The following is a 21,116-nucleotide window of genomic DNA, read 5'->3' on the forward strand; positions in this document are numbered from 1 at the left end:
ATTTGAATGGCTTAGGCAACACTCCGTTTCAGCGCACTACACGAATGCGTCAATCATGGCGTTATTCGGCCTTTACGGCAATTCTGGCGCGCAATTTGCCGCAATTATGCTGCACTGCGATGTAAACTGCACGTTGCGGCGTTCCCAACATGCCGGCAATGCTGTAGATGATAGAAAAATGACAACGCTTCTGGGTGGAGAGCGTGGAATGAAAAAATGGGTTTATACCTTCGGCAACGGTGCTGCCGAAGGCAGGGCAGGTGACGTTGCGATATTGGGCGGCAAGGGCGCGAACCTTGCCGAAATGGCAAGTCTCGGCCTTCCCGTCCCCCCCGGCCTCACCATCATAACCGATGCCTGCGCCCTTTATCACAAGAATGGCCACGATCTTCCCGAGGACCTGAAGCTGCAGGTCATGGCCGGCCTGCACGGCATGGAAACCGTGACCGGCAAGACCTTCGGCGGCAGCCAGTCGCCGCTGCTCATCTCCGTCCGTTCCGGCGCGCGCGCTTCCATGCCCGGCATGATGGATACGGTTCTCAATCTCGGTCTCAACGACCGCACCGTCGAGGCGCTGGGCCACGATGCGGGCGACGCCCGTTTTGCCTGGGATAGCTACCGCCGCTTCATCCAGATGTATGGCGATGTCGTCATGGGCCTCGACCATGAAATGTTCGAGGAAATTCTCGAAGACGAAAAAGGCCGCCTCGGCCATGAATATGATACCGACATGTCGGCGGTCGAATGGCAGCACGTCGTTTCGCTCTACAAAAAGCTGATCGAGGATGAGCTGGGCGAAGCCTTCCCGCAGGACTGTCACGTCCAGCTATGGGGCGCGATCGGCGCGGTTTTCGCCAGCTGGACCAACCACCGCGCCGTGACCTACCGGCACCTGCACAATATTCCGGGCGACTGGGGCACGGCCGTCAACGTTCAGGCCATGGTCTTCGGCAATCTCGGCTCGTCCTCGGCAACGGGCGTCGCCTTCACCCGCAACCCTTCGACGGGCGAGGCGGAGCTTTACGGCGAGTTCCTCGTCAATGCTCAAGGGGAGGACGTGGTGGCGGGCATCCGCACGCCGCAATCCATCACCGAAGCCGCACGTCTTGCCTCCGGCTCCGACAAGCCTTCGATGGAAAAGCTGATGCCGGAGGCTTTCGGCGAATTCCTGGCGATCTGCAAGCGGCTGGAAAACCACTATCGCGACATGCAGGATCTGGAATTCACCATCGAGCGCGGCAAGCTCTGGATGCTGCAGACCCGTTCCGGCAAGCGTACCACCCGTGCCGCCATGAAGATCGCCGTCGATATGGTCGAAGAAGGGTCGATCTCGCAGGAGGAAGCCGTCTGCCGCATCGAGCCCTCATCGCTCGACCAGCTGCTTCACCCCACCATCGATCCCGGCACGTCCCGCCCCATCATTGGCTCCGGCCTGCCGGCCTCGCCGGGGGCGGCGACGGGTGAGATCGTCTTCACCGCGGAAGAGGCGGTTGCAGCGGAGGCGGAAGGTCGCCGCGTCATTCTGGTGCGCATCGAAACCAGCCCGGAAGATATTCACGGCATGCACGCCGCCGAAGGCATTCTGACGACGCGCGGCGGCATGACCAGCCACGCCGCCGTGGTGGCGCGCGGCATGGGCATTCCCTGCGTCACCGGCGCGGGCTCCATGCGCGTCGACATGCGCAACAAGGTGCTGATCGGCGTCGGCTGCATGCTGAAACGCGGCGATGTCATCACCATCGACGGTTCCTCTGGCCGGGTGCTGAAGGGCGAGGTGCCGATGACGCAGCCGGAACTCTCAGGTGATTTCGGCAAGCTGATGCAATGGGCCGATGGTCTGCGCCGCATGACCGTGCGCACCAATGCCGATACGCCGGCTGACGCCCGCGCCGCCCGCGCCTTTGGCGCTGAGGGTATTGGGCTGTGCCGCACCGAACATATGTTCTTCGAGGGCGACCGCATCCATGTGATGCGTGAGATGATCCTTGCGGAAAGTGAAAAGGGCAGGCGGGCAGCGCTCGACCAGCTCTTGCCGATGCAGCGTTCGGATTTCACCGAACTGTTCCAGATCATGCACGGCCTGCCGGTGACGATCCGCCTGCTCGATCCGCCGCTGCACGAATTCCTGCCGAAGACCGATGGCGAGATCGTCGAGGTGGCCGCCGCCATGGGCATGCCGCAGACGGTGTTCCGCCAGCGGCTGGATGCGCTGCACGAATTCAACCCCATGCTCGGCCATCGCGGCTGCCGGTTGGCGATTTCTTATCCCGAAATCGCTGAAATGCAGGCGCGCGCCATTTTCGAGGCCGCCGTTGCGGCGGCGCGCATCACCGGGGCTCCTGTTGTGCCAGAGATCATGGTGCCGCTGGTCGGCCTCCGGTCAGAGCTTGATTACGTCAAGGCCGTCATCGACACGGTGGCGGCCGAGGTGGCGGAAGAGACCGGCATGACGCTGGAATATCTGACCGGCACGATGATCGAGCTGCCGCGTGCGGCTCTGCGCGCCCATGTCATTGCGGAAGCCGCGGAGTTCTTCTCTTTCGGCACCAACGACCTGACGCAGACGACCTTCGGCATTTCCCGCGATGATGCGGCGCGCTTCATCAATACCTATCAGCGCAAGGGCATCATCGAACGAGACCCGTTCATCTCGCTCGATTTCGACGGTGTGGGCGAACTGATCCGCATTGCCGCCGAACGCGGCCGCCAGACGCGGCCGGAGCTGAAGCTCGGCATTTGCGGTGAACATGGCGGCGACCCGGCCTCGATCCATTTCTGCGAGGATGCGGATCTTGACTACGTCTCCTGCTCGCCTTTCCGTGTGCCCATCGCGCGCCTTGCGGCGGCGCAGGCGACGCTGGCCGCAAGGTCGAAGCAGGGGGAAACGCCAAGCAATGTCGCCTTCATCCCCGTCAGGGGGTCTGTTGGACGATGATGCGCCGCTCCACCACCACGGGGCGGTAGAACATGTCGCGGTTCATCTGCGCCTGCCAGGCGCGGTTGTCGGCGCGGCGGTCCATTTCCAGATCGAGAAGGCAGCCCGCCATCGGGTCCGTGCCGGGGCGGAACCCATACCCCCGGCATGTCGCCTCATCCCGCGCCCGGCGCTCTTCCGGCGTCAGCGTCTGGCAAGCGGTGAGCACCAGCATAGTGGCAAGCGCACCGAAGACGATGGAAACGCGCATTTTGTTTCTCCCTTAACATGACAGCCGTACGGCACTTTTATTGCCGCGATTGATACGCCTGTTTTGATATGGGGAAAAGCCGCGTTGGGGTGGAAAGTTGCATCAATCCGCCATGGGGAAAGGCCCCGCAAGCGGCGATAGCCGGATCGGCTCAGACAGGGCAGCGCGACGTTGCAAAACCTGTTCAGGAAACGCGCAAGAAAGACGGCGGGAACAAACCCTGTTGAATAAGCCAGTCACCGAGCAGAGCCGTGAGGATGGCGATGAGGACAATGCCACCGATAAATGCGAAGAGGCCGAGCGTGGCGTGCGTCCACCGGCGGGTTTGATAGAGATAGATCGCAAGCCCGATGGGTGCGAGCAGAATGGTCGCGAGTTTGGCGGCAGAACTGCGCCGAAGGTCCCGCTTTTCGGCATCCTCTATCTGCCACCAGGCAAACAGCGTGATGATGCCGACCATCTGCACCAGATCATTTGCGGTAAAGGAACTTGGAGGTCCGGCAGGCCAGACGGCCGCGTCGATGAGAAGCCCGAGGGATATGAAGGCGAGCAGGCCGACATAGATCCAGTTACGTTTCACCATGCACAGGTTCCGCCGAAAGATGCGTTGTTGTCTGTGCCGTTATCGCTATCGATCGAACCATCTCCGTCAACCCCAAACTCTCATGGAGCAACGGACATGGCCCTCGTTGGGGCGTCTCCGTTTTACCGGAAACGCCCCATGATGATCGCGGTCAGGCCGCCACGACTTCCCGGTCATCGAGTGCATCGATGTCCTTGGCGTTGTTATAGACGGCCTCGTTGAGGATGCCCTCGCGCTTGGCGACGATGGTGGGCACCAGCGCCTGACCGGCGACGTTGACCGCCGTGCGGCCCATGTCGAGGATAGGGTCGATGGCGAGCAGCAGCCCCACACCTTCCAGCGGCAGGCCGAGGGTGGAGAGCGTCAGCGTCAGCATCACCACAGCACCTGTCAGACCCGCCGTTGCGGCAGAGCCGAGCACCGAGACGAAGACGATCAGCACATATTCCTGGATACCGAGCGGCACCTGGAAGAACTGCGCAATGAAGATCGCCGAAATCGCCGGATAGATCGCGGCGCAGCCGTCCATCTTGGTGGTGGCGCCGAGCGGCACGGAGAAGGCGGCATATTCGCGCGGCACGCCGAGGCTCTTTTCCGTCACGGTTTCGGTGACGGGCAGGGTGCCGATGGAGGAGCGCGAAACGAAGGCGAGCTGGATGGCCGGCCATGCGCCAGCAAAGAAGCGAGACGGCTTCAGGCCATGGGCGATCAGCAGGGCCGGATAGACCACGAACAGCACCAGCGCCAGACCGATATAGACGGCCGCCGCATACCAGCCGAGCTGCGACAGCGTCGTCCAGCCATATTGGTCAACCGCACGGCCAAGCAGGCCGATGGTGCCGATGGGGGTGAGGCGGATGACCCACCACAGGATTTTGCGCACGATGGCAAGCAGCGACTGGTTGAAGGCGAGGAACGGCTCCGCCGCCTTGCCCGCTTTCAGCGCGGCAACGCCGAAGGCGATCGACACCACGAGAAGCTGCAGCACGTTGAAGTTCAGCGAGGTGCTGCCGGCGCCGTTGTTGATTTTGGTCGAGGCTTCGAGGCCGAAGACGTTGGCCGGGACGAGGCCCTTCAGGAAGTCGAGCCAGGAGCCGGTGGAGGAGGGTGCCGCCGCTGCCGTGTTGGCAATGGCCGTATTGACGCCTGGCTGGATGACGAGGCCGAGCACGATGCCGATGACCACGGCAATCAGCGCGGTGATGGCAAACCACAAAAGCGTCTGCCAGACGAGCTTTGCCGCGTTGGAGAGGTTCTTGAGATTGGCGATGGAGGCGACGATGGCCGTGAAGATCAGCGGCGGAACCAGAGCGCGCAAAAGCTGTACGAAAATGCTGCCGATGGTCTGCAGCGTCACCGAAAGCCAGTTCGGACTGCCGGCGGCATCGGGACCGATGTTGCGCGCGACGAGCCCGAGCAGCAGGCCGATGACCATGGCGATCAGAACCTGAAAGCCGAAATTGCGATAAAAGGGTTTAGGCCCGGAGGGGCCGGCGGACGTCGTTGCCTGTGACATGACATGTCTCTTTATTGTGCAAGAAAACGAGAATGTTGCACTTTTTACACGCATTCTCGAGGGAGGTCGCCGAGGATACGCCGATTTCCTCAGCAATTAAGGGATGAACGTGCGTATTTGTTGCGTTGTCGGGGAATTATTCTCGCAAATGGCGAATTCTCAGAAAAATGTTTCGCCCCATCGCGCTTCCGTTCCCGGCCCCTGACGTGAGGTTTTCGCATTTTGGCTTGCGGATCAAACCCGTCCTTTGTTTTCCTCGCCGTAAATCCGGTCTATGACATCATATGCAGGTGATTCCCTGCCAGAATTCGGGTGCAACGCTTTTTAGCCAATGCGATCTAACGGATATCCGCTTTCATGACTGTGCGTTTCGTCCGGCCTTTTTCGGTTGCAGCCTATCTTTCCCGGTATCTGGGTCTTGCGGCGCTTGTGCTGTTTCTCATCGCCGCCGGCATCCATCGTTTCGGGCCGCTGACGACGCCTGACCTCGTCGGTCTGCTCGTCGTTGCCGCCGGCATCGCTCTTGCGGCCGTACTTCTGGCGCTGATCGGCCTAGAGCGGCTGTGGACCAAGGGTGCGCGCGGCGGCCTTTCGGCGCTGGCGGCGTTGCTTCTTTCGGCGCTGCCGCTCGGCGTGGTCGGTTATGGCTCCTATCTTTATTGGCAGCAGCCGAAGATTTACGACATTTCCACCGACCTGAGCGATGTGCCGGAATGGCTGGTGACGCCCACGGCCAATCAGCAATGGCTGGTGCGGCCCGCTGTCATCACCAAGGCCGACCGCGATGCGCAGATGGAGGCCTATGCCAGCCTCGCCGGCCGCCGTTATGAAGGCGCGATCGACCGCATCTATGCCGCCGCGAAGAAAATGGCCGCCGCCCAGACTATCCGCATCACCCACACAAAGGGGGTGATCGGGGCGGAAGACGCGCCCTCTGCCGGCATTCCCGAGCAGGACAGGACACAGCCCGCGGAAGAGGGGCCGGTGGAGGACCTGCCCTCCATCGTGCCGGTGCCCATGGCCCGCCCGACTGACGCGCCATTGCCCACCTTTTTCAATGGCAGCGGTGTTGTGCTGATGCAGGGTGAAACCCGTACCCGCATCTGGGGCCTGCGTTTCGATATCCTCATTCGCCTGAAAGAAGAGGCGGAAACCACCATCGTCGATGTCCGCGTCGCTTCCCGCTACGGCCCACACGATCTCGGCATGGGGGCGGCGATTGCGGAAGCCTATCTCGATGCGCTGGATGCGGAGATGCAGGGGCTGAACGACAACTGAGGCTATTTGTCTTGTTGTGGCACCCGCTCGTTCCCCGTCGAACGGGCGGCGAGCGACGAAAGCATCGTGAGAATTCGCGCGTCAAAACCTCATCACGCCGGAAAATATTCGCCCAGCAGCGAAGGCGCACCATCTGTCCGCACTTCGCCCTTTTCGATCAGGTCCTCTATATGCGCCAGCACGGAAAGGGCGGCCGCGCCGTGCAGGCGCTTGTCGGTGCTGGCATAGATCACCTTCACCATATCGGCGATCAGCCGGTCGCCTTCGCGGATGCGCTTCAGAACCGCCTTTTCCCGCATACGTCGATGAGCGCGTAGCCCGCGCATGAAGGCCGAGGGATCGGTGACCGGGCCGCCGTGGCCGGGCAGGAACAGCCGGTCGTCGCGGGTGAGCAGCCTCTCCAGCGAGGCCATGTAATCGCTCATCGCCCCGTCAGGAGGTGCGACGATGGTGGTAGCCCAGGCCATCACATGATCGGCGGAAAAGACGATGCCACTGCCATCAAGCGCGAAGGCGGCGTGGTTGGCCGTGTGCCCCGGCGTATGCAGCGCGGTCAGCGTCCAGCCGTCGCCGGAAAGGCTCTGCCCATCGCCAAGCGCGATATCGGGCACAAAAGCCGTATCGGAACTTTCGGCAAAGGGATTGGTCTCGCCCACATGCAGCGGCCGGGCGGCGCGATGCGGACCTTCCGCCACCGTCAGCGCGCCGGTCGCCGCCTTCAGCCGCCGGGCGAGCGGCGAGTGATCGCGATGGGTGTGGCTGACGAAGATATGGGTGACCTCGCGGCCATCAAGCGCCGCCAACAGCGCCTGAAAATGTGCCTCATCCTCCGGGCCGGGATCGATGACGGCAACAGAGCGGTCGCCGACGATGTAGCTGTTGGTGCCGTGAAAGGTGAAGGCGGAAGGATTGTTAACGGTGATGCGCTGGATGAGCGGGGCGACAGGAACCGCCTCGCCGTAGGCCGGCCTGAAATCGAGATCGAATGCCGGGTCCGCCATCGAGACCTCCTGAAAAATGCCATGCCAGCTTGAGCCACGGCCTCAACCGCGCCACCGCCCAAGCCCTAACATGCGAACTTCGCCACGGCACCCAAAAAGCTTGGGTTTTGTGAAAAAATCGGTCGCCGGGTCATTGCCGGGCCGGGCAGGCTTTGATAATCAGGCCCGGTTCGGGCAGCGGCGTTTCGCTTCACTGCCCTGTTGGGGCGTCGCCAAGCGGTAAGGCACCGGTTTTTGGTACCGGCATTCCCAGGTTCGAATCCTGGCGCCCCAGCCATCTATTCCAAGTCAGAACAACGTTCTCAAGTCCCTGCGGCCATCGATCACGCGAACGATTTCGACGGAACGTATTTCGTCGCCATTGGTATCCGGCACGGTTTCGTAGAGAATGACGTAAGGTGCCTCGATGAGCATGCGGGCAGATGGAAAAATTTCCGGGTGGCGTTCGCCCAGATGAGGATGGTCAATCAGACTCTCCGCTTTAGCGCGGAATCGAGCAAAATATCGCTCCGCGGCCAAGGGCTGCGACTTGCCGATATCGACATATATTTTCTTCACATCGCTGCGTGCGCGGGGCGTCCAGACAAGCTTAATGGTCACGATTTTTCAATGAAGCCAGTTCTGCACGCGCTTCATTGAGCATCTCGTCAAAATCCATTTCGGTTGAACCGCCACTGGCTTTGCCCTCGCTCCACAACGCGCGCAGCTTGGCGATGTCGTCGCGTCGTTGAACCCATTTTGCCGACCAGTCTCGCATCGCTTCACGGATAACTTCGCTGCTGCTGGCATAAGCACCGCTTTCCACGGCGTCGCGCAATATTTCGGCGTGCTGGGACGTCACCGAAACGCTGATCTTTTCAACGTTGGCCATGTCATTTCTCCATGGATATTTGGTAGGAATTATTACTACCAAATGGTTTTTGACGCGAGATGTTTTTCGACGCCTTCAATGGCAATGGATTGGTGTGCACCGGATGCCGGGAGGCCGGAAAACCTCTCCTTCGTCATGCTCGGGCTTGTGCCGAGCATCTGCGAGGGATTGATTTTATTGAGCGTGGCAGATTCTCGGCACAAGGCCGAGGATGAGGGGGCGGGCGGAGTAGAACAAAAACGCCGCATATCCGGAGATACGCGGCGTTCTAATTCGAAAATCGCAGCTAAGCCTTAAAGCGCGATATCCGGCACCTTCTTCACCGGCGCACCCGCAGGTGCTGCACCGGCGCCCTTCAGCGCCTCAAGATCGATCTGCGGCGGGGTCGGCAGCTGCAGGTGTTCGGCGGTGTAGGCCCATTCCTGCTGCACCTTTTCCGGGTCGTCATTGAGCTTGGTGCCGTAGCTCGGCACGATCTGGCGAAGCTTCGTCTGCCATTCCGGCGTTGCCACCTTGTCCTTGAAGACCTTTTCGAGAACGCTGAGCATGATCGGTGCTGCGGTGGAAGCGCCCGGCGAAGCGCCGAGCAGGCCGGCGATGCTGCCATCCCCTGCGGCGACGACTTCGGTGCCGAGCCTCAGCACGCCGCCCTTTTCTTCGTCGCGCTTGATGATCTGCACGCGCTGGCCGGCCTGCCACAGGCGCCATTCGCCCTGCTTGGCATTCGGGAAATATTCCTTCAGCGCGGCAAAACGGTCGTCATCCGACATCATCAGCTGGCCGGCGAGATACTCCACCAGCGGATATTCGTCGATGCCCACCCGCACCATCGGCCAGGCATTGCTTGTGGTGACCGAGGAGACGAGGTCGAAATAGGAGCCTTCCTTCAGGAACTTGGTGGAGAAGGTGGCGAAGGGTCCGAACAGGATGACGCGCTTGCCACCCAGCACACGGGTATCGAGATGCGGCACCGACATGGGCGGCGAGCCGACCGAAGCCTTGCCATAGGCCTTGGCCAGATGCTGCATCGTCACGTCAGGGTTTTCGTTGATGAGGAACGAGCCGCCCACCGGGAAACCGGCATAATCGTCCGCTTCGGGAATGCCGGACATCTGCAACAGATGCAACGCACCGCCGCCGGCGCCGATGAATACGAATTTCGCGTCCACCACCTGTTCGGCATCGGTCTTGGTGTTGGTGTAGGTCACGCGCCAGCTGCCATCGGCATTGCGCTGAATGTCGGAAACCTCGCTATTGACCTGAAGGTCGAAATTCTGGTCGCTCTGCAGATGCGATACGAACTGGCGGGTGATTTCGCCGAATTCCATGTCGGTGCCGAGCGGCGACCAGGTCGCGCCGATCTTCTGGGAAGGATCGCGGCCTTCCATCATCAGCGGCACCCACTTCTTGATCTGCTCGGGATCGGTGGAGAATTCCATACCGGCGAAAAGCGGGCTGGCTTTGAGAGCCTGATAGCGCTTTTCCAGATAGGCGACGTTCTCGTCACCCCAGACAAAGCTCATATGCGGCGTGTGGTTGATGAAGGAGCGCGGGTTCTTCAAGACGCCGTTGCGCACCTGCCAGGCCCAGAACTGCCGGGAAATCTGGAAGGATTCGTTGATGTTGACGGCCTGGGTGATCTTGATGTTGCCGTTGTCGTCTTCCGGCGTGTAGTTGAGCTCGGCAAGCGCGGAGTGGCCGGTGCCGGCATTGTTCCAGCCGTTCGAGCTTTCAAGCGCCACGCCGTCCAGCCGTTCCAGCATCTGCATCGACCAGGTGGGCTCCAGTTCGCGCAGCCAAACACCGAGCGTCGCGCTCATGATGCCGCCGCCGATCAAAAGCACATCGACCTTCTTGGCGGCCGTATTGGCGAGAAGCGGAGAAGAGGGCAGCGCCGCTGCGGCAATTCCGGCGAGCGCACCGCCCAGAACCTGTCGGCGGTTCAGCGGAAATGCATTGGAGAGATCAGTGAGCTGGGATTTGTCTTGATCGATGGGAGTCACGGCCATACCTGATTCTTGTTTTGTGTTAAAAACATTCCTCCCGATCGCCCCGTTACAGCAAAGCGCAAATCGGCACAACCCGGACTCATTCACTCCAGTTCAAGCGTTTTTGCAGGGATCTGGCCGGGACATATGGTCGCGCCGGCGAATTTTGCACATTTGCGGATCGTCATTTTTAGGGCGGTGAAGATTAGGCGATGCTTTCAAACGGTTGAAAGGGTTCTCTGCGCCCGATATCGCAAAAAGCCCGCCCGGCTGCACCTTGCCGGCCATCACGGCTGGCGCAATGCCGCTGCGGGCCGAATTTTTTTTCAGAAAAATGACAGAAATCCCGAAAAAGTGAAAAGGCCCGCCGGTTCGGGCGGGCCTTGGTGCGTTCGGTTTATGACCGAAGATCAGTTTGCGGCGAGGAATTCCGCGCAATAGCTTGGGCCGTTGACGCCGGGGCGGTCGGAGACGGTGCGCACGGCGGTGATCTTGTAGTCGCTGGAAACGACGAGCTGCACGGTGCAGGAGAGCGACGCGGTGCGGGCCGGCGAGATCTGACGACCCTTCTTGCCATCCTTGCCCTCTTCGAACCTGGCCGGAATGGTGGCCTTCTTGTAGCCGCCGCGCCAGTTATAGACCGTGGAGCTGCCGGTTTCCGTGTCGCTCAGCGGTGGGCCGAATTTTGCGAAGAAAATACCTGCGGACTGGCCGACCCAGCGGGTCTCAACGGGGCTCTTCTGGGTGAAGGAGGGAGTGGAGCCGCCCGTGGAGGTGGTGCAGGCCGAGAGCGCAATGGCAAACGCTGCGAGCGTTACGCTGCGAGATAGCATGGTGAAATGTCCTTTGTGCCGTGTCCGGCTTCCCGCCGGTCATTCCGTTCCCCTAGCAGATTTGGCGACGGGGGGCAGGGGAGGTGGGCGGCTTGACGAAAATTTCCTGCCACAATTGCTTTTTTGTAACGTTTTGAGGCCTTCCAGCCGGTGCCGCAGGCGCTTGGCAGGGCTGTTTCAACGGATGGGAAAAACTTGTCATAAAAAATGCAATAAGCCGCTTGTCGAATGCCGGAGGCTGGTCTATAGAAGCGCCGCTGGTCACGGAGTGTAGCGCAGTCTGGTAGCGCACGTCGTTCGGGACGACGGGGTCGGAGGTTCGAATCCTCTCACTCCGACCAGCTTGAAGCCCAATAGATACAGCGGCTTGCAACTCATCCCGATACTTCCTGAAAATCTCAAGGTCAAAGCCTTGCACCGAAACCGTCGCTGTTAAATCAGAACCGGTTGGAATGCATCCGTCGCTCTTGCCTGAAAATCAGGGCACAGATGCGGATAGGCGCCTTCAAACTCCCGTTCTTCAATTGGTGTCTGCTTAGGGGCGGAGAGCGTTTCCTGCTCGCAGATGTGAAACCGCACCGTCGCCTCAGCCGCGCGCCCGAACAAAAGAGGCCCGTCGCTCCGCCAAGCGCCAGGCCTCAATGTCGCGGCCTTGTTTCAGGGGACGCGCGACACGGACCGTCTTAGAAGCGTCAATTCTCGTCCACAATCCAAGAAGTTATCCATGACAGTCACGAGCCCTGAATTTCGGGGCCATCGACATGATCAACTTATCGCGATCAAAAAAGAGGCCCGCTGTTTTTTCAAACAACGAGCCTCTGTTGGGCCGCTTGGCGGAGCGACCGCATGCAAATTCGCCTTTTGCGCATGAACGTCGAATGAACAAACGGCTTTCTGCGTGGCCGAGAAACAACCCGTAAAAATCAGGATAGCAACATGGATCGGAAAGCCGCCTCAGCCGTTATCTAACCATACAACAATGGAGGATAACATGCTGAAGGGTATTGCACTGTGGGCTATGGGCGTTCCGGTCGTGGTGATTATTCTGCTTTATATGTTCGTGTTTTAAACTGATCCCAAGTCTTTTACACGGAAGAACCTCTCAAACTAAAAAGGCGACCGTTCTGACGGTCGCCTTTTTGTTTGTCCATGCCCGTGCCTGTCAGCTGAGGTCGCCGATCAGCCGCGAGGCTGTGGCAGCGTCCGTGCGGCGGATGTCGATTTCGTCGCGGTGTCTTGCCAGGAGTTCGCTCGCCAGCAGCTTTTCCGCGAGATCGGCGGGCAGCGAGAGAATCACGCGGTCACCCTGTTCTTCCGTCGCGCCGACGCTCCGCTTGCCGGCAATCATGCCGCCCGCCACCGTGTTGTTGGTGTCGGGGTCGATCAGGATGAACGAGCCGGTTGAGCGGTTCTGTTCGTAGGCATCGAAGATCGCCGTCTCGTCGAAGGAAAGCCGCACCTTGCCGATGGCGTTCATCGGCAGCGAGGTCTCATGCGCCTGCCATTCGCCTTCCTTGAGGTTGAGCTGGCTGACGGGCTGGACGCTGACACGCTGGCGGCGGCTGCCGCTTTTCAGCCAGTAGCGCTTGCCCGCTTCGATGCCGCCCGGCTGCAACGCGACGATCTGCGCGTCGAAGGCAAGACCCGTCTGCGGCTGCGCCTCGATGGAGACGATCATGTCGCCGCGCGACACGTCCACCTGACGGTCGAGCACGAGCGTGACGGCGTCACCGGCGACGGCCGCATTGCGCACCAGATCGAAAGTCACGATCTGCTTGACGTTCGCGACCATGCCTGACGGCAGGATGACGACGCTGTCGCCCGGCTTCACCGAGCCGCCGGCAACCGTGCCCTGATAACCGCGGAAGCTCTCGCCGGGGCGCGACACGCGCTGTACGGGCAGACGGAAGCCGCCCGACTGCGCGGAGCGAACGGTTGCAAGTTCCAGCGTTTCCACCAGCGTCGGGCCTTCATACCAGGGCATGGCGGCCTTGCCTGACAGAACGACATTTTCGCCCTTCAGCGCTGACATCGGTATTGCCGTGATCTGCTTGATGCCGAGGTTGGAAGCGAACTCGCGGAATTCGTGGGCGATCAGCTCGAAACCGGCCTTGTCGTAATGTGTCAGGTCGATCTTGTTGACGGCCAGCACGAACTGCCGGATGCCCATCAGCGCCGCAATGGTGGCGTGGCGGCGTGTCTGTTCCAGAATGCCGGTGCGCGCATCGACCAGCAGCACGGCGAGATCGGCCGTGGAAGCGCCGGTTGCCATGTTGCGGGTATATTGCTCGTGGCCGGGCGTGTCGGCCACGATGAAGGCGCGCCGGTCGGTGGCGAAATAACGATAGGCGACATCGATGGTGATGCCCTGTTCGCGCTCCGCCTGAAGACCGTCCAGCAGCAGCGCGAAATCGGGCAGGCCGAGATCGTTCTGCTTGCCGCTGTCGCGGTGCAGGGTGGCGGCCTGATCTTCCTTGACGGCCTTGGTGTCCCAGAGAAGACGGCCGATCAGGGTCGACTTGCCGTCATCCACGCTGCCGCAGGTGATGAGCCGCAGCGGGCGCGTATCGCGCGCCGCCTTCGAATGTTCTGCAAAGGGCAGGATGGTAGCGGAAGAGGAGGGGGTGTTGGCGGCTGCGGCGCTCATCAGAAATACCCCTCGCGCTTCTTTTTCTCCATGGAACCGGACTGGTCGCGGTCGATCGCGCGGCCCTGCCGTTCGGAAACCGTGGCGATTTCCAGCTCGGCGATAACCTCCTGAAGCGTTGCGGCTTCGGAACGGATCGCGCCGGTCAGCGGGAAGCAGCCGAGCGTGCGGAAGCGGATCGAGCCGTGCTGAACCTCTTCGCCGGGCAGCAGTTCAAGGCGCTCGTCTTCGGCGAGGATCATCATGCCGTCGCGCTCGATGTAAGGACGCTCGGCAGCGTAATAGAGCGGCACCAGCGGAATGTTTTCCGCTTCGATGTAACGCCAGATATCGACCTCGGTCCAGTTGGAGAGCGGGAAGGCGCGAACGCTCTCGCCCTTGCGGACCATGCCGTTATAGATGTTCCACAGTTCCGGGCGCTGGTTGCGCGGGTCCCATTTGTGGTCGGGCGTGCGGAAGGAATAGATGCGCTCCTTGGCGCGGCTTGCTTCCTCGTCGCGGCGTGCGCCACCGAAGGCCGCGTCGAACTGGCCGGCATCGAGTGCCTGACGCAGCGCTTCGGTCTTCATGATGTCGGTGTAGAGCGCCGATCCGTGGGAGAAGGGCGTCACGTTTTCCGTCTCGCCGCGCGGATTGGTGTAGGAGATCAGGTCGAGATCATATTCCTTGACGATCTTGTCGCGGAATTCGATCATTTCCTTGAACTTCCAGCCCGTATTGACGTGCAGCAGCGGGAAGGGCACGCGGCCGGGGAAGAAGGCCTTGCGCGCCAAGTGCAGCAGCACGGAACTATCCTTGCCGATGGAATACAGCATCACGGGATTGTCGAATTCGGCGGCAACTTCGCGGAAGATGTGAATGGCTTCGTTTTCAAGCGCCTTCAGATGGGGATCGAGCGGCGGCTTGGATGCGACAGTATTCTTGCTGTCCGTCTCGTGGACTGCGTTGGACATTGTGAACTCCGGAAAATGTACTGAATGATTATCGTTGCGGGATGGCGGAAACGGCGGGTGTCTGTTCCGCACCGGCGACGTGAAGACCGCATTCGCGCTTCTCGTCGTTTTCCCACCACCATCGTCCGGCGCGCTCAGGCTCGCCGGGCTTGATAGCGCGTGTACACGGCTCGCAGCCGATGGAGGGGTAACCACGCGCATGCAACGGATTGACGGGAATGTTTTCAGAAGCGACATAGGCTTTGATCTGGTCGATGTCCCAGTCCGCCAAGGCATTGACCTTGATCAGATTACGCTCAGCGTCGAATTCGGCAAAAGGTGTGGTCGCACGATTGCCCGACTGGCCGCGGCGGAGCCCGGTGATCCAGAAGGTGGCACCTTCCAGCGCCTTACCAAGCGGAATCAGCTTTCTGACATGACAGCAGGCGTGACGGGCCTCGATGCTTTCGTAAAAACCGTTGAGGCCGTATTTTTCGGCATAGGCGTCGATATCGTCCTGTTCGGGCCGAAAGCGACGGATGTCGATGCCGAAGCGCTCCTCGGTTTCCTCGATGAGATCGACGGTTTCCTTGAAGAGCCGGCCGGTTTCCAGCGTCACGACGTCGATCGGCAACCGGTGGGTGCCGATGGCCGACGTGATGACCTGGTCCTCGATGCCGAGGCTGGTGGTGAAGACCGCACGGCCGCCAAGACCGGCGATAAAGGAAAGTCGTCCCGCAAGATCGAGCCCGGCAAGCGTGGCGTCTAGGGATGCGGTATCGGCAGAGGCATTTGCTGAATTGATCGTCATTGTCACGTCCGGGATTTCCATGGCCGATTATTGTTGAAATCCGGCCTCCGGAACAGAAATGACAGTCTTTGTGCGCTGCACTTGAGAGCAAAAATGCCTCACGTGCACGGAGTATGAGCAAAAGATGCCCGTTCACCTTCTTTGCAGCTTGGATTTGAATTGTGACAACTTCTGCGCTAAGCCGGAATTGCCGGGTTCCCGGGCTTGTGGTCTACTGGTTTTAAGATGATTTCGCAGAAGGCAAAATATGCGCTGAGGGCGCTCCTTTCGCTGGCCAAGGCCGACGGCGGCTGTCCTGTGCAGATTTCCGATATTGCTCGTGAACAGGCCATTCCGAAAAAGTTTCTGGAACAGATCCTTCTCGAAATGAAGAAGGAACGCATTGTCGAAAGCAGGCGTGGCAAGCAGGGCGGTTATCTCCTTGCGCGCCCGGCCTCGGACATCACCTTCGGCGAGGTGCTGCGCCTGATCGACGGGCCGCTTGCCCCCTTGCCCTGCCTCTCGCAGACCGCCTATCGCCGCTGCGAGGATTGCGATGGCGAGAAGCAGTGCGAGATACGCCACGTCTTCGCCCGTGTGGCCGATGCCACCCGCAACATCCTGTTCAACACCACTGTCGCCGATGCCGTGGCCGGTGTTGAAGTGCCCGAGCTTTTGACGGCTTAGCCATCGGCGCAATAGGTGTGCAGTACGGTCCCTCCACCCTCATTCCTGTGCTTGTCACAGGAAACCAGTCGATGCGCGTCTGCGCGGCGAAAAGACTCTTCTCAGCCCAAGGACTTGGGCTGGCTGGATTCCTGTGACAAGCACAGGAATGAGGGTGGGAGGGGTGCGTCGCGACCGCCGGGAGCTTGAGCCTGCCATGCCGATGGACTGGTGGACGCCGCATGTCCCCCCTCCCCTCATACCGCTCAGACGAAAAAATCGTCTAAAACCCCATAATATTTTTCGCTATCGCGGCAAAAAATCGTCAAAAATGTGAAATGCTTTTGCATTCAGAAAAGTTTTACACGACGCTTGTTGCGCCTTTCGCTTATGCTGCGCTGTATTTGTTGCCCGGGAAAACGCTCTCGGGAAACACTTTTTCGATCGTATTCGGCCTCATTGACCAACTCTACTCAACCGGTAGAGTTAAGCCATCGCAATCAGGAGGGAATACCGATGTCCAAGCTTCTGTCCGGTTTGAGCGTTGTTGCGCTTAGCCTTTCACTGGCACTTGGCGGCGCTGGCTCGGCCGCCGCGCAGACCAAGCTGCTCAACGTGTCCTACGATCCGACCCGTGAACTCTACAAGGATTTCAACGAAGCCTTCGCCAAGAAGTGGAAGGCCGATACGGGTGAGGACGTCACCATCCAGCAGTCGCATGGTGGTTCCGGCAAGCAGGCGCGCTCGGTTATCGACGGCCTTGAGGCCGACGTGGTGACGCTGGCGCTGCAGAGCGATATCGACGCCATCGTCCAGAACTCCGGCAAGATCAACAAGGACTGGCGCACCCGCCTGCCGCATAATTCCTCGCCTTATACCTCGACCATCGTGTTCCTGGTGCGCAAGGGTAACCCCAAAGGCATTCATAACTGGGGCGATCTGGTGAAGGGCGACATCCAGATCGTCACGCCGAACCCGAAGACCTCGGGCGGCGCCCGCTGGAACTATCTCGCAGCCTGGGCCTGGGCCAATGAGGAATTCAAGGGCGACAAGGACAAGATAAAGGCCTATGTCGGCGAGCTCTACAAGCGCGCTCCCGTTCTCGATACCGGCGCCCGCGGCTCCACGGTGACCTTCGCACAGCGCCAGATCGGTGACGTGCTGCTGGCCTGGGAAAACGAAGCCTATCTCGCCGGCCAGGAATTCGGTGCTGACGCCTTCGATATCGTCGTGCCGCCGATCTCGATCCTTGCCGAACCGCCGGTCGCCGTGGTTGACGCCAATGTCGACGCCAAGGGAACACGCAAGGCAGCGGAAGCCTATCTGCAATATCTCTATTCCGACGAGGGCCAGAATATTGCGGCGAAACACTTCTACCGTCCGTCCAACCCCGCCGTGGTCTCCAAGGATCTGCTGAAGCAGCTGCCCGACATCAAGCTCGTCACCATTGACGACCCGCAGTTTGGCGGTTGGGCCAAGGCGCAGCCGGAACATTTCGGTGATGGCGGCATCTTCGACCAGATTTACAAGCCCGCAAAGTAAGCGGATGATGGGCTGACGAGAAACAGCCCGCCCGCAAGGGACGTTGAAAAACAGCAGCTGGATCGACCGGACACCGTGCCGGTCGATCCTTTATAATAAACGCCGGGGAACACCGGCTCCCAGAGAGCATTTCCAGGAAAAGTGGACCCCGGTTTTCTCTCCGGAAATGCGCCAAAACAAAGATTATCCGGAGCCTTGATGAGCAATAATACATCCGGAAACAGGTGGAAATGGCGGCAGTCGAGCGTCATACCGGGCTTCGGCCTGACGCTTGGTTACACAGTGACCTATCTGTTTCTCATCATTCTTATTCCGCTGGGCGGCCTTATCTGGTCCACGGCGAAACTGGGTTTTTCAGATTTCATTGCGATTGCCACCGATAGCCGCACGCTGAATGCACTGCGCGTCAGCTTCGGTACGGCGTTTCTGGCGGCACTGGTCAACGCGGTTTTCGGCGTCATCGTCGCCTGGGTTCTGACCCGTTACCGTTTTCCCGGCCGCCGATTTGTCGATGCCATCGTCGATCTGCCCTTTGCCCTGCCGACGGCAGTGGCCGGTATCGCGCTCACCACGCTTTATGCCAATCGCGGCTGGGTCGGTTCGCTGTTCGAACCCTTCGGCATCAAGATCGCCTTTACGCCGACCGGCATCGTCATTGCGCTGATCTTCATCGGCCTGCCTTTTGTGGTCCGCACCGTGCAGCCGGTCATGGAAGAGATCGACCGTCAGGTGGAGGAAGTGGCGGCCACGCTTGGCGCCAACCGTTTCCAGACCATTACCCGCGTTCTGCTGCCGAGCCTCACGCCGGCGATCCTTACGGGTTTTGCGCTCGCCTTCGCGCGCGGTGTCGGGGAATATGGTTCGGTCATCTTCATCGCCGGCAATATTCCTTACGTCTCGGAAATCGCGCCGCTCCTCATCGTCATCCGGCTGGAGGAGTTCAATTATGCGGCCGCGACCGGCATCGCCACCATCATGCTGATCATCTCGTTTGCCATGCTGTTCCTCATCAATCTCATTCAGGCCTGGAGCCGCAAGAGGTACGGTTATGTCTGAGACCGCTCCCCGCACGTCCCCCCGGCCGTTCCGCGACCCCGCCAGTGAGAGTTTTCCCGCCCGGCTGGCATTGCTCGCGATAGCCTTTGTGTTCCTCGCTGCATTTCTGGTCCTGCCGCTGATATCGGTATTCTTCGAAGCCTTCCGCAAGGGCGCGGAAAGCTTCTGGGAGGCGATCGTCGAACCGGATGCGCTCTCCGCCATCCGCCTGACACTGCTCGTCGCCGCCATTTCGGTGCCGCTCAACCTGATCTTCGGGGTTGCCGCCGCCTGGGCGATTGCGAAATTCGAATTCAAGGGCAAGGCGTTCCTGATCACGCTCATCGACCTGCCGTTTTCGATCTCGCCGGTCATATCGGGCCTTGTCTATGTCATCCTGTTTTCCTCGCACAGCGTGCTGGGGCCATGGCTGAAGAGTTTCGGCATCGAGATCCTCTTTGCGGTGCCGGGCATCGTGCTGGCCACCATCTTCGTCACCTTTCCTTTCGTTGCGCGCGAATTGATCCCGCTGATGCAGGAGCAGGGCAATGGCGACGAGGAGGCGGCGATTTCGCTCGGCGCAACCGGCTGGCAGACCTTCTGGTATGTCACGCTGCCGAACATGAAATGGGGCCTGCTCTACGGGGTGCTGCTCTGCAACGCCCGCGCCATGGGCGAGTTCGGCGCCGTCTCGGTGGTATCGGGCCATATTCGCGGCGAGACCAACACCATGCCGCTGCATGTCGAGATACTCTATAATGAGTACAATATGGGTGCGGCCTTTGCGGTGGCGACGCTGCTGGCTGGTCTGGCGCTCGTGACGCTCGTTCTCAAAACCATTCTCGAAATACGCTTTGGCGCGGGCAACGCAGCCGGCAAGCATTGAAAGGCATATTCATGGAAGTGAAAGTTTCCGGCATCACCAAGCAGTTCGATCGCTTTCCCGCACTGAACGACGTGTCGCTCGATATTCGTTCCGGCGAGCTGATCGCTCTGCTCGGTCCCTCCGGTTCCGGCAAGACGACGCTGCTGCGTCTCATCGCCGGCCTGGAGCAGCCGACCAAAGGCCACATCTTCTTCGGTGACGAGGACGCCTCGCACCGCACGGTGCAGGAGCGTAATGTCGGTTTCGTCTTTCAGCATTACGCGCTGTTCCGCCATATGACGGTGGCGGAGAACATCGCCTTCGGCCTGAAGGTGCGTCCCTCCACCAAGCGCCCGCCGAAAGCGGAAATCCGCAGGCGCGTGTCCGAGCTTCTCGATATGGTGCATCTCTCCGGTCTCGAAAAACGTTACCCCACACAGCTTTCCGGCGGTCAGCGCCAGCGCGTGGCGCTTGCCCGCGCCGTCGCCATCGAGCCGAAGGTCCTGCTTCTCGATGAACCTTTCGGCGCGCTCGATGCCAAGGTTCGCAAGGAGCTGCGCCGCTGGCTGCGTGAATTCCACGACCGCACCGGCCACACCACCGTTTTCGTGACCCACGATCAGGAAGAGGCGCTGGAACTGGCCGACCGCGTCGTCGTCATGAGCCAGGGCAAGATCGAACAGGTGGGCACGGCGGACGATGTTTATGACACGCCCAATTCCCCCTTCGTCTTCTCCTTTATCGGCGAATCTTCCAGCCTGCCGATAACGATCCGCGACGGCCATGTACTGTTTCAGGGAGAGAGCATCGGCATCGATGAGAGCGGCACGGGCGAGGGTGAGCTTTTCTTCCGTCCGGAAGATGTGGTGCTGACGCAGGAGAAGGACGCGCTTTACGGCAAGGTCACCACCTGTCGCCGCCTCGCCGGCACCCGCATCGCCGAAATCGACATCGCCAATAACGGCCACGAGCCCTATCACCTCGAAATCGAGGTGCCACTCAACGCCGCCGTGGCCGTGGGCGCGGAACTGCGCTTCCGTCCGACGCGGTGGAAGGTGTTCGGGAAGAAGTAGGGGAGGTATCGCGGAGGCAGTTGACGGTTTGTTGCGACCTGCAGTTCCTCCGTCATACCGGCCTTGAGCCGGTATCCAGCCAGCCCAAGTCCTTGGGCTGAAATGACTCTTCCCCGCCGCGCAGACGCGCGTCGACTGGATTCCGGCTCAAGGCCGGAATGACGGGGAGAGTGAGGCTACCGCGAACGCCATCAAATGCCGCTTTTGCCGCGTTAGTTCACGCCCGGATTTCCACGCTGACCCGTCTCAATCCAGAAACGGAAAAGGGCCGCCGAAGCGACCCTTCCATGAGCTTGGTCCTGTTTACAGAC

Annotated in this window: 18 protein-coding genes and 2 tRNA genes; 9 read left to right on the top strand and 11 right to left on the bottom strand. The window is 60.4% G+C overall.

Features of this window, described 5'->3' with window-relative positions:
* Positions 1-208: 208 nt before the first annotated feature.
* Positions 209-2,935: a pyruvate, phosphate dikinase gene (gene ppdK / locus V6S97_RS12225; protein ID WP_020812861.1), complete on the top strand. Its 2,727-nt coding sequence runs from the start codon at positions 209-211 to the stop codon at positions 2,933-2,935.
* On the opposite strand, the gene V6S97_RS12230 is transcribed toward ppdK, so the two are convergent.
* The 3 genes from V6S97_RS12230 to V6S97_RS12240 all read right to left on the bottom strand — a co-directional run bounded on the left by V6S97_RS12230 (position 2,913) and on the right by V6S97_RS12240 (position 5,284).
* Positions 2,913-3,185, bottom strand: a complete 273-nt coding sequence (locus V6S97_RS12230; RefSeq protein ID WP_087743512.1) for a hypothetical protein — start codon at positions 3,183-3,185, stop codon at positions 2,913-2,915. The genes ppdK and V6S97_RS12230 overlap by 23 nt on opposite strands.
* 184 nt (positions 3,186-3,369) lie before the next feature.
* Positions 3,370-3,768, bottom strand: coding sequence for a hypothetical protein (locus V6S97_RS12235; RefSeq protein ID WP_003509073.1), 399 nt, complete (start codon positions 3,766-3,768; stop codon positions 3,370-3,372).
* Positions 3,769-3,919: 151 nt separating this feature from the next.
* On the bottom strand, positions 3,920-5,284 hold the full coding sequence (locus V6S97_RS12240) for a dicarboxylate/amino acid:cation symporter (RefSeq protein WP_003509070.1): 1,365 nt from the start codon (positions 5,282-5,284) through the stop codon (positions 3,920-3,922).
* Positions 5,285-5,641: 357 nt separating this feature from the next.
* Between V6S97_RS12240 and V6S97_RS12245 the strand changes: the two genes are divergently transcribed.
* Complete coding sequence (locus V6S97_RS12245; RefSeq protein WP_080865937.1) at positions 5,642-6,562, top strand: DUF1499 domain-containing protein; 921 nt, start codon at positions 5,642-5,644, stop codon at positions 6,560-6,562.
* Between the two features lie 92 nt (positions 6,563-6,654).
* On the opposite strand, the gene V6S97_RS12250 is transcribed toward V6S97_RS12245, so the two are convergent.
* Positions 6,655-7,563, bottom strand: a complete 909-nt coding sequence (locus V6S97_RS12250; RefSeq protein ID WP_020812866.1) for an MBL fold metallo-hydrolase — start codon at positions 7,561-7,563, stop codon at positions 6,655-6,657.
* Between the two features lie 202 nt (positions 7,564-7,765).
* Here V6S97_RS12250 and V6S97_RS12255 point away from each other — a divergent pair.
* A tRNA-Gln gene (locus V6S97_RS12255) sits at positions 7,766-7,840 on the top strand.
* 11 nt (positions 7,841-7,851) lie between these two features.
* Here the strand turns inward: V6S97_RS12255 and V6S97_RS12260 are convergent.
* From V6S97_RS12260 to V6S97_RS12275, 4 genes are all read right to left on the bottom strand, one after another.
* Positions 7,852-8,163 carry a type II toxin-antitoxin system RelE/ParE family toxin gene (locus V6S97_RS12260; protein ID WP_111784577.1) on the bottom strand — a complete coding sequence of 104 codons (312 nt, stop codon included), beginning with the start codon at positions 8,161-8,163 and terminating at the stop codon, positions 7,852-7,854.
* Positions 8,153-8,434 carry a ribbon-helix-helix domain-containing protein gene (locus V6S97_RS12265; RefSeq protein ID WP_334426895.1) on the bottom strand — a complete coding sequence of 94 codons (282 nt, stop codon included), beginning with the start codon at positions 8,432-8,434 and terminating at the stop codon, positions 8,153-8,155. The genes V6S97_RS12260 and V6S97_RS12265 overlap by 11 nt, the downstream gene beginning before the upstream one ends.
* 293 nt (positions 8,435-8,727) lie before the next feature.
* Positions 8,728-10,443, bottom strand: a complete 1,716-nt coding sequence (gene mqo / locus V6S97_RS12270; RefSeq protein WP_003509024.1) for a malate dehydrogenase (quinone) — start codon at positions 10,441-10,443, stop codon at positions 8,728-8,730.
* Positions 10,444-10,832: 389 nt separating this feature from the next.
* A complete protein-coding gene (locus V6S97_RS12275) occupies positions 10,833-11,255 on the bottom strand; it encodes a hypothetical protein (RefSeq protein ID WP_003509022.1) in 423 nt (140 codons plus the stop codon).
* 264 nt (positions 11,256-11,519) lie between these two features.
* Here V6S97_RS12275 and V6S97_RS12280 point away from each other — a divergent pair.
* Positions 11,520-11,596, top strand: a tRNA-Pro gene (locus V6S97_RS12280).
* A gap of 821 nt (positions 11,597-12,417) precedes the next feature.
* On the opposite strand, the gene cysN is transcribed toward V6S97_RS12280, so the two are convergent.
* From cysN to V6S97_RS12295, 3 genes are read right to left on the bottom strand one after another with little or no spacing between them, the layout of a single operon-like run.
* Positions 12,418-13,902, bottom strand: a complete 1,485-nt coding sequence (gene cysN / locus V6S97_RS12285) for a sulfate adenylyltransferase subunit CysN (protein WP_020812869.1) — start codon at positions 13,900-13,902, stop codon at positions 12,418-12,420.
* Positions 13,902-14,855 carry a sulfate adenylyltransferase subunit CysD gene (gene cysD / locus V6S97_RS12290; protein ID WP_045018182.1) on the bottom strand — a complete coding sequence of 318 codons (954 nt, stop codon included), beginning with the start codon at positions 14,853-14,855 and terminating at the stop codon, positions 13,902-13,904. Before cysD ends, cysN begins: the two co-directional genes overlap by 1 nt.
* Positions 14,856-14,883: 28 nt before the next feature.
* A complete protein-coding gene (locus tag V6S97_RS12295) occupies positions 14,884-15,666 on the bottom strand; it encodes a phosphoadenylyl-sulfate reductase (protein WP_162692550.1) in 783 nt (260 codons plus the stop codon).
* Positions 15,667-15,870: 204 nt separating this feature from the next.
* Between V6S97_RS12295 and V6S97_RS12300 the strand changes: the two genes are divergently transcribed.
* From V6S97_RS12300 to V6S97_RS12320, 5 genes are all read left to right on the top strand, one after another.
* On the top strand, positions 15,871-16,311 hold the full coding sequence (locus V6S97_RS12300; protein ID WP_003509013.1) for an RrF2 family transcriptional regulator: 441 nt from the start codon (positions 15,871-15,873) through the stop codon (positions 16,309-16,311).
* A gap of 495 nt (positions 16,312-16,806) precedes the next feature.
* Positions 16,807-17,832: a sulfate ABC transporter substrate-binding protein gene (locus V6S97_RS12305; RefSeq protein ID WP_003509002.1), complete on the top strand. Its 1,026-nt coding sequence runs from the start codon at positions 16,807-16,809 to the stop codon at positions 17,830-17,832.
* Positions 17,833-18,030: 198 nt separating this feature from the next.
* Entirely contained in the window at positions 18,031-18,888 is an 858-nt protein-coding gene (cysT, locus tag V6S97_RS12310; RefSeq protein ID WP_003509001.1) for a sulfate ABC transporter permease subunit CysT, read from the top strand.
* Entirely contained in the window at positions 18,881-19,753 is an 873-nt protein-coding gene (cysW, locus tag V6S97_RS12315; protein ID WP_334426899.1) for a sulfate ABC transporter permease subunit CysW, read from the top strand. Before cysT ends, cysW begins: the two co-directional genes overlap by 8 nt.
* An 11-nt stretch (positions 19,754-19,764) precedes the next feature.
* A complete protein-coding gene (locus V6S97_RS12320; protein WP_099085584.1) occupies positions 19,765-20,805 on the top strand; it encodes a sulfate/molybdate ABC transporter ATP-binding protein in 1,041 nt (346 codons plus the stop codon).
* Positions 20,806-21,116: the final 311 nt, after the last annotated feature.

Origin of the sequence: Agrobacterium sp. CCNWLW155 (genome assembly GCF_036888815.1) — a bacterium.
Taxonomy (GTDB): domain Bacteria; phylum Pseudomonadota; class Alphaproteobacteria; order Rhizobiales; family Rhizobiaceae; genus Agrobacterium; species Agrobacterium radiobacter.

Coding starts and splice junctions, on each gene's coding strand:
- V6S97_RS12305 (WP_003509002.1), top strand. CDS start 16,807: ATGTCCAAGCTTCTGTCCGGTTTGAGCGTTGTTGCGCTTAGCCTTTCA.
- V6S97_RS12230 (WP_087743512.1), bottom strand. CDS start 3,185: ATGCGCGTTTCCATCGTCTTCGGTGCGCTTGCCACTATGCTGGTGCTC.
- V6S97_RS12275 (WP_003509022.1), bottom strand. CDS start 11,255: ATGCTATCTCGCAGCGTAACGCTCGCAGCGTTTGCCATTGCGCTCTCG.
- cysT (WP_003509001.1), top strand. CDS start 18,031: ATGAGCAATAATACATCCGGAAACAGGTGGAAATGGCGGCAGTCGAGC.
- V6S97_RS12235 (WP_003509073.1), bottom strand. CDS start 3,768: ATGGTGAAACGTAACTGGATCTATGTCGGCCTGCTCGCCTTCATATCC.
- ppdK (WP_020812861.1), top strand. CDS start 209: ATGAAAAAATGGGTTTATACCTTCGGCAACGGTGCTGCCGAAGGCAGG.
- V6S97_RS12295 (WP_162692550.1), bottom strand. CDS start 15,666: ATGGAAATCCCGGACGTGACAATGACGATCAATTCAGCAAATGCCTCT.
- cysW (WP_334426899.1), top strand. CDS start 18,881: ATGTCTGAGACCGCTCCCCGCACGTCCCCCCGGCCGTTCCGCGACCCC.
- V6S97_RS12265 (WP_334426895.1), bottom strand. CDS start 8,434: ATGGCCAACGTTGAAAAGATCAGCGTTTCGGTGACGTCCCAGCACGCC.
- V6S97_RS12245 (WP_080865937.1), top strand. CDS start 5,642: ATGACTGTGCGTTTCGTCCGGCCTTTTTCGGTTGCAGCCTATCTTTCC.
- V6S97_RS12250 (WP_020812866.1), bottom strand. CDS start 7,563: ATGGCGGACCCGGCATTCGATCTCGATTTCAGGCCGGCCTACGGCGAG.
- V6S97_RS12300 (WP_003509013.1), top strand. CDS start 15,871: ATGATTTCGCAGAAGGCAAAATATGCGCTGAGGGCGCTCCTTTCGCTG.
- cysD (WP_045018182.1), bottom strand. CDS start 14,855: ATGTCCAACGCAGTCCACGAGACGGACAGCAAGAATACTGTCGCATCC.
- cysN (WP_020812869.1), bottom strand. CDS start 13,902: ATGAGCGCCGCAGCCGCCAACACCCCCTCCTCTTCCGCTACCATCCTG.
- V6S97_RS12240 (WP_003509070.1), bottom strand. CDS start 5,284: ATGTCACAGGCAACGACGTCCGCCGGCCCCTCCGGGCCTAAACCCTTT.
- V6S97_RS12320 (WP_099085584.1), top strand. CDS start 19,765: ATGGAAGTGAAAGTTTCCGGCATCACCAAGCAGTTCGATCGCTTTCCC.
- mqo (WP_003509024.1), bottom strand. CDS start 10,443: ATGGCCGTGACTCCCATCGATCAAGACAAATCCCAGCTCACTGATCTC.